General features: G+C 60.3%; 3 protein-coding genes and 6 pseudogenes. 4 read left to right on the forward strand and 5 right to left on the reverse strand.

Going from position 1 to position 6,546, the window contains the following annotated elements; translation table 11 throughout:
• Positions 1 to 79 precede the first annotated feature (79 nt).
• Together J8I82_RS37025 and J8I82_RS37030 are read left to right on the forward strand one after the other, a co-directional pair.
• Positions 80 to 652 (forward strand): nitrogen fixation protein NifQ, encoded by a 573-nt coding sequence (locus J8I82_RS37025; RefSeq protein ID WP_209765529.1) that lies wholly within the window; start codon positions 80 to 82, stop codon positions 650 to 652.
• A 284-nt stretch (positions 653 to 936) separates the two neighbouring features.
• Positions 937 to 1,152, forward strand: a pseudogene (locus J8I82_RS37030) (DUF5594 family protein); the annotation flags it as partial.
• 60 nt (positions 1,153 to 1,212) lie between these two features.
• Here J8I82_RS37030 and J8I82_RS37035 read toward each other — a convergent pair.
• Together J8I82_RS37035 and J8I82_RS37040 are read right to left on the reverse strand one after the other, a co-directional pair.
• Positions 1,213 to 2,145, reverse strand: coding sequence for an aldose epimerase family protein (locus J8I82_RS37035; RefSeq protein ID WP_209765530.1), 933 nt, complete (start codon positions 2,143 to 2,145; stop codon positions 1,213 to 1,215).
• A 101-nt stretch (positions 2,146 to 2,246) separates the two neighbouring features.
• Positions 2,247 to 2,680 (reverse strand): annotated as a pseudogene (locus J8I82_RS37040) (polyhydroxyalkanoate depolymerase); the annotation flags it as partial.
• A gap of 2 nt (positions 2,681 to 2,682) precedes the next feature.
• Here J8I82_RS37040 and J8I82_RS37045 point away from each other — a divergent pair.
• Positions 2,683 to 3,107: pseudogene (locus J8I82_RS37045) on the forward strand (transposase); the annotation flags it as partial.
• 14 nt (positions 3,108 to 3,121) lie between these two features.
• Positions 3,122 to 3,280 (forward strand): annotated as a pseudogene (locus J8I82_RS38875) (glutathione S-transferase family protein); the annotation flags it as partial.
• Between the two features lie 215 nt (positions 3,281 to 3,495).
• Here the strand turns inward: J8I82_RS38875 and J8I82_RS37050 are convergent.
• From J8I82_RS37050 to J8I82_RS38880, 3 genes and pseudogenes are all read right to left on the reverse strand, one after another.
• Positions 3,496 to 5,697, reverse strand: a complete 2,202-nt coding sequence (locus J8I82_RS37050) for a prolyl oligopeptidase family serine peptidase (protein ID WP_209765531.1) — start codon at positions 5,695 to 5,697, stop codon at positions 3,496 to 3,498.
• A 105-nt stretch (positions 5,698 to 5,802) separates the two neighbouring features.
• A pseudogene (locus J8I82_RS37055) lies at positions 5,803 to 5,907 on the reverse strand (IS5/IS1182 family transposase); the annotation flags it as partial.
• Positions 5,908 to 5,913: 6 nt separating this feature from the next.
• Positions 5,914 to 6,249: pseudogene (locus J8I82_RS38880) on the reverse strand (ISNCY family transposase); the annotation flags it as partial.
• Positions 6,250 to 6,546: the final 297 nt, after the last annotated feature.

Below are 6,546 nucleotides of genomic sequence, written 5' to 3' on the forward strand. Positions count from 1 at the left end.
ACGCTGGCATGCGGCACAGCGCATAAAGGCCGCATAACCCGAGACCTAAGAGCTACACCAAACAGGGGCAACATCAGCCATGGATTACCACGCGACGTTGATGCGTTACGCTGTGAGCACCACCGACGCCACGGTGCTGGCGCTTGCCGGCCTGATCTCGGCTGCCCTTGATGAGACTGGCGAGCATATATTGTTCATCCGCGGACTGGCTACCGACGAGGCTCGTTGGTTGCTTGTACGCTGGTTCCCCGGCGTCGACAGAGCGTTACCGCTGGAGTTTGGCGCAGCTGCTGTTGATTCCCAAAGCGGATCATGTGACGACGACGAATTCGAAGATCTTGTGACCTTGTTCAAATCGCACGCTGATCCTAGCGCGGGTACGACTATCGAAGTCCATTGCATTTCCAATGTTTTAGCGTGCGCTTGTCTGAAGGAGGAACACCTGTGGCAGGCCTTGCGTCTGCCTTCTCGGCGTGAGCTATCAGCATTGCTCGGGCATTGGTTCCCTCGGCTGGCTGAAAAGAACGTCCTCGGTATGAAATGGAAGAAATTCTTCTACAAACAATTGTGCGAGCGCGAGGGATGGTTTGTTTGCAAGGTTCCAATCTGCAGCGACTGCAGAGATTTTGCAGACTGCTTCGGTCCTGAATGACCTCGATTAGGTGCAAGGCGTGCACTCCCGCGGCGTGGATGGAGTGGTCAACACGTCGGATACCTTTCTCAAGATCCGTGCCACCTTCCCCGGAATTCGGCGATGAACCAAATGTTGACCCCTATTCATCCCGGCCGCCCAGCTACGCAACATCGCCGAGTTTGCGGCGGAGTCGATGACGAACGGCAATCTGCGGGCCGTGACACTGGAGGAGGCGGAAACCTGGGTGCTGTCGCCGGAGCTGGGCTCCCAGGTGTACCAGTCGTCGGCAAGCAGCACCGGTTGTGCAGTTGCATACCTTGCCCGTCGTGGTCGCGCACCACCCTCCACGCCTGCGCATGACGGGCGACGGACCGCTGGAGTTGCGGCGCCATCCGTACGCGCTCGATGTCACGCTGACGTGGGATGGGCTGGAAGTGCAGCGCCTGTTCGATGCCGGTGGTGAGGCAGGCTTCGCCAGCTAGCTTTTGGCACTGCCAGGCAAGCTGCGCGCGTGGCAGGAGCCGCGCGGCATCGATTTCGGTTGGTTGTCGCAGGCGGATCCGGCCATCCTGATCGGGCTAAGCTGCCCCTCCGGTCGTCATGGCTCCGGCCGCCGTTACGCCCAATCGGCACACGGCGCTCTCCGACTGGCCAGGTGCCAGCCAGCGCAGTCCTTGCCCGTGGTGAATTGCATCGGGCAGTCCCACCCACGGTTCCACGCAATAGAAATCAGACTGTTCGCTTTGGGACCACGTTGTCACGGCGTGCCAGCGCACGCTGTCGACAGCGTCGAGTACGAAGGCGATGGTGCATGCCGGCATCGACAGCATGGCGCCGGCAGCGCCACGAAAGACGTGGCAGGTGTCCTGTAGTCGCGGGTCGTCGACCCGGTAGGCCGGCTCTCCCGCTTCGGCCGGACCCGGCGCGCCCTCGGGCGACTGGCGCACGCGATCGGCCGGCGCCAAGGCCAGTGACGACGCGGCACGCTGTGCATGTGGCAGCTGGAAATAGAAATGGTGGCCGGGATAGCAGGGCAACGGCTGGTCCCCGGTGTTAGTGGTGCGCAGCGTGATCGACAGTCCGTCGGGCAACAGCGCGTACATCGCGTCAAACACGAAGGCATAGGGGTAGCCCGGCCGCGTTTCTGCGCTGTCGCGCAGCGTCATGGTGATCGACCTGGCAGCATCGATTGTGCTGACTTCAAATGGCAGGTCGCGCGCGAAGCCGTGCAGCGCCAGCTTGTGCACTGTGCCGTGCCGGTCGCGCCACAGCCCGGCGAGGCCATCCACGAAGTGCCGGCCGGTAAACGGGAACAGCAGCGGATTGCCGCCGCGCACCTTTACCGGACGGCTCCAGTCGGCGTTGTCGGGCCAGTACAGGATGTCCTCGCCGCGGTGCACCCAGCGCACCAGACGGCCGCCGTGTTGCGGAGCGAGCAGCAGGAAGTCGTCGGCATCGCCGACCCGGACCAGCCTCTGGCCCTGGAAGTCTTGTGTCGGTAGCAATAGCATGGTGGTCCTGGCGCCGCGTCGGCGCGAACAGGCCACATGATAAGCCACCGCGCAGCCACGTCCGATGTTAGGCCCGATTTCAGGCATGCCAGGCGGAAGACTCAGCCGCTCGTGTAAATGGTATTGCGCATCAGGGGGTACACTTGCGTTTCCCAGCGCTTACCGTTGAACACGCCATAGTGGCCGACCCCGGTCTGCAGTGATGCATCCGCATGTAGGGTCGCAGGCTCGGGCACAGATCCTGCGCGGCCATGGCTTGGCCGATGGCGCAGATGTCGTCGCGCCCCCCTCGACCGTGAGCAGCGCGGTGCGGCAGATCGCGCGCGTGCACACGCGGCGTCCGGCGACGTCGAGCAACCCCTGCGCCAGCAGGAAGCGCTGGAATACCAGGCTGACGGTTTCCAGGTAGAACTCCACCGTCAGGTCCATGGTGGCGAAGTATTCGATATGGAAGTCGCGGATGGCGTCGGCCTTGTCGTGCTCGCCGCGCTCGCGATACGCGTAGCGCCTGCTCGTGGCGCTCCAGGTTCACGCTCGGTGGGCCGATATGGACAAGCGCTTAAGGACCGGGCAGTAGCGCGGCTGTTGCCACCGCAGAGTGCTGCGGTGGAAGTGGTTTCAAGGGAATTGGGTGTGTCAGTGGCCACGCTGGAGCGCTGGCGTGCGGATGCGCTGTCCATGCCCGCTCGCGAGCGGGCATGGACAGCAGCCGCGCGGCTGGAGGCTGTGATCACTACGTCGGCCATGGATGAGGCCAGCCGAGGCGCTTGTGTCGTGAGTACGGCGTGTACCCTCAACAGCTTGAGCAGTGGCGCCAGGCCGCCACGCAGGCGCTGGCTGAGCCTGAAGAGGTGCGCGCCAGCCCGCAGCAGACTCAGCATGATCGTCGTCGCATCAAGGAGCTCGAGCGCGAGCTGCAGCGCAAGGAGAAGGCGTTGGCCGAGACTGCGGCGTTGCTGATGCAAGGACCCCGCCGCGCGCGCACTGTCGCGCCATCTGCGGCGAGATGCACTCCGGGTTTGCGGCGATGCGCTCGGCGCTGCCGATGAACCTGAAGGGGAATTTCCGCGGGATGAAGGTGTGGTCGCGCGCGCAGGCGGACATCGACCGCATCACGGCGATCTTGGCCAAGTGCCCTGGCGTGCTACGGCCCTCAGGGAAAAGCCAGCGGCGGCCCGCGGGGCGCTACCTGAGACGCCACCGCACATTTCCTCTAGATCGGCATATCCACGAGCAATACTATGGCATGCATCACAAAAGAATACCTGCATACGCCAACTTCTGGGCAACAACTACCACGAATACTGGAACCGCAAGCAGCAATGGCACCGCGTTGCCCAAGCTGAGATGTTAATTGGTTCGTTCGACCTGAATCTGCGCCGGCCCATTTCCACGTGGACCGATATTGTCGCCATCCTTATTATCAGGCGTGCACAGACCGTCGGTCGCAGTCCGTAGAAACACCTCAGTAAGCGCCATTACACGTGCCACGTCTTCCGGCTTCACACCCATACCATGACCACCATCACGGTTTTCCAGATACCATACGTTGGCGTGCCCCTGCGCCTGCATCCGTGCCGCCATCTTTCGCGCATGGCCAGGATGCACTCGATCGTCTGTCGATGTTGTCGTGAGCAGGAATGCCGGATAGGGAACTCCTGCCTTTACGTTCTGGTACGGTGAATACGCCATCAGTACGTCTAAATCTTCGGTGTTGTCCGGGTCGCCATACTCGTTGATCCACGACGCCCCTCGTAACAGCAAATGGAATCGGGCCATATCGACGAGGGGAACATGGGAAACCACGGCGCCAAAAAGTTCCGGGCGCTGCACCATGCAGGTCGCCGTCAGCAGCCCCCCGTTGCTGCCCCCGTAGATCGCAAGCTGAGGCGGCGTAGTAACACTCGTGAGGCTCAGATGTTCGGCCACAGCAATAAAGTCGTCGAATGCCACCTGCCTCCGTTCACGTAGCGCGGCCTCATGCCAGGCGGGGCCGAACTCGCCCCCGCCACGAATGCTGGCAATGACGATAACACCGTGGCGTTCCAGCCACGGCCAATATCTCTCCAGATAGCGGGGCTCATCCATGGAAATCATGAAGCCGCCATATCCAATCAACAAGCACGGCTGCGGCGATTCTTTCAAGTCTGCCTCTCGTCCGATCACCCAGTAGGGAATCTGCACGCCATCGGGCGCTACCGCATGCCGCCGCTCGGCAACATAACCCATGGCATCAAAGCGAGCCGGCAATGCCGCGAGCTTCTGCCATGGCGCGTCGTTCGACAGGTCGGCAAAATGCAACGATGGCGGCGCCAGAAAGCTGTTAATGCCGATAAGTACCGTATCTTCGTGCTCCCAATCGATGGGATAGATCGATACGGAGCAGTCTGCAGGCAACGGCATACCGCGCGACTGCCATAGAGCGCAAGATGCCGTAGGAGGCTGCCATAACGTTACTTGAGGAACGCCCTGTGCCTTGTGGCAAACCACCAACAGCTGCCGAGTATAGGTTACAAAGGCAAGCACTTGCCGGTATTCCGGTGAAAATAGCACAGTAAAGCCTCGTTTCCCTGCAAGAAACGCCGACCGCTGAAGCGCCAATAGTGAGCCACTGGCGTAGGTGGTATCACCTAAGCGCCATGCGGACCTCAATTCAATCAGCAGCCACTCCTTCCATTCATAGACATCCGCGTCTAAGGGAACATCGTATTGACACCATTCGGCACGTTCAGCATTCCACCAGAACACATTTTTTTCATAATAAGATATCGCCCGACGTACGATATGCCGTTGTAGGACCGGCTCGAAGTGGGCATCCACGCCCAAGTCGGTGGGAAGACCTTCGAACACCACTGGCGCGTCATAAACAGAAGAACCTCGCGTCCAGCGTCGCACCTGCCGAGGATATCCCGATACCGTCAGTGCAGGAGCCGCATTGACAGCGCTGTCGTCCCATCCAACGTAGACCGTGTCGCGGTCGATCCACGATATTTTGTGCACACCCGGTTCACAAAGCACGAATCCATCGTCGACGAACGATCGTGCCTCCATGTCAAACTCGCGAACCACGCAGGCATCCGCCCCGCTTGGCGAAAGTAAGACCAGTGCACGATCATAGGTTGGATACAGCAACTCAAAAGCTGAAAGGGTCCAGCAAGTATCGTCATCAATCTGCTGATTGAGGTCGAGCGCGCCGACATCGAGCACAGTTTCCCAGACCGGCTTTCCATCAAGCCACTCCTGCCATGGCGTGCGTCGCAAAAGGCCCAACGGATGATTGAGATCCGACCAGAAGTTGTAGCCCCATCCATCACGACGCGAGCACTGAGCGATACGGTCGTCGGCCGTGATCGACTCCAAAAACCACCTGGCCAGTGCATTGACGTCATTGGAGGCGCCAAGTTCAGTCATCGTACGGGAATTCTGTGCCGCCACCCAAGTCTGAACGCGAACGCAATTCGAATCCTCCAGGCCCACGTACGGGTCCTCCACATCGGGCAATGCTTCCCACAGAATTTCTGAGGACACGCGCTCAGCTGATGATTTTGTCATACCCAACCTTTAACAAGAAAAAGCACTGGCGACATTTTTTCGTGAAACCTTGTGGTCCAACCTTGACGGCGATCAAGACATCCGCTGACCACAGCCTAAGAGCCGCTAACAAAACTGGTCAACGAATCGTGAGCAGATGACCGCGCAGGCGAGCGTGAGCAGAGCGAGATGGATATCGAGACGCCGTTCGAAACGAATGCGCAGTTTGCCAACTGCCGGCTTGCAGTGGCTCTCCAGATAGGCCCGCGTCGCCGCAAAGTATGTGAATGTGGATTCCGAATGAGTGAAGCGCAGTTCCATGATCCGGCTGGTGGCGTCGTCGACATAGACCAGCAGCGTGCAGGCTGGGGCACGCTCCTCAAACCAGCGGTGATCGCTGCCGTCGATCTGGATCAGTTCGCCATAGCAGGCGCGCCGGTTCCGAGGCTGGTAGACCTTCGGCGGCCGCTGTTTGCGCGGCACCTACAGGCCGGCCACCGTCATCAGCCGGCGGATGGTTTCCTTGGACAACGTCAGCCCATGACGCTCGCGCAGCTTCTCGGCCGCGAGCGTTGCTTTGCCCAGTCCGCTAATCGCAAACCTTATGCCAACTGGCGCAGCGCTCGGAAAGACGCTCCTACGCGGGCCCATGACAAGGGCCCCATCGCAGAAGATAGCAACGGTTCAGCGTGGATTTCACCTGCCGTCTCAACGAAGCAGGTGCCGATCTAGGCGCAGACAGGATTGAGAATGAGGGAAACCGAAGTAGTGCGGCAGCGTCCAGTTCAAAACAGGCGCCCTCAAATCTGAAGTGCAACACCTTGCCATCCGGTAAGGTGTGGTGAATGACAAGAACGAAGTACCAACAAC

The organism is Cupriavidus consociatus (genome assembly GCF_017814975.1).
GTDB lineage: Bacteria > Pseudomonadota > Gammaproteobacteria > Burkholderiales > Burkholderiaceae > Cupriavidus > Cupriavidus consociatus.

Bases quoted from the DNA above. Each gene is read 5' to 3' on its own strand.
- J8I82_RS37050 (WP_209765531.1), bottom strand. From the start codon at position 5,697: ATGACAAAATCATCAGCTGAGCGCGTGTCCTCAGAAATTCTGTGGGAA.
- J8I82_RS37035 (WP_209765530.1), bottom strand. From the start codon at position 2,145: ATGCTATTGCTACCGACACAAGACTTCCAGGGCCAGAGGCTGGTCCGG.
- J8I82_RS37025 (WP_209765529.1), top strand. From the start codon at position 80: ATGGATTACCACGCGACGTTGATGCGTTACGCTGTGAGCACCACCGAC.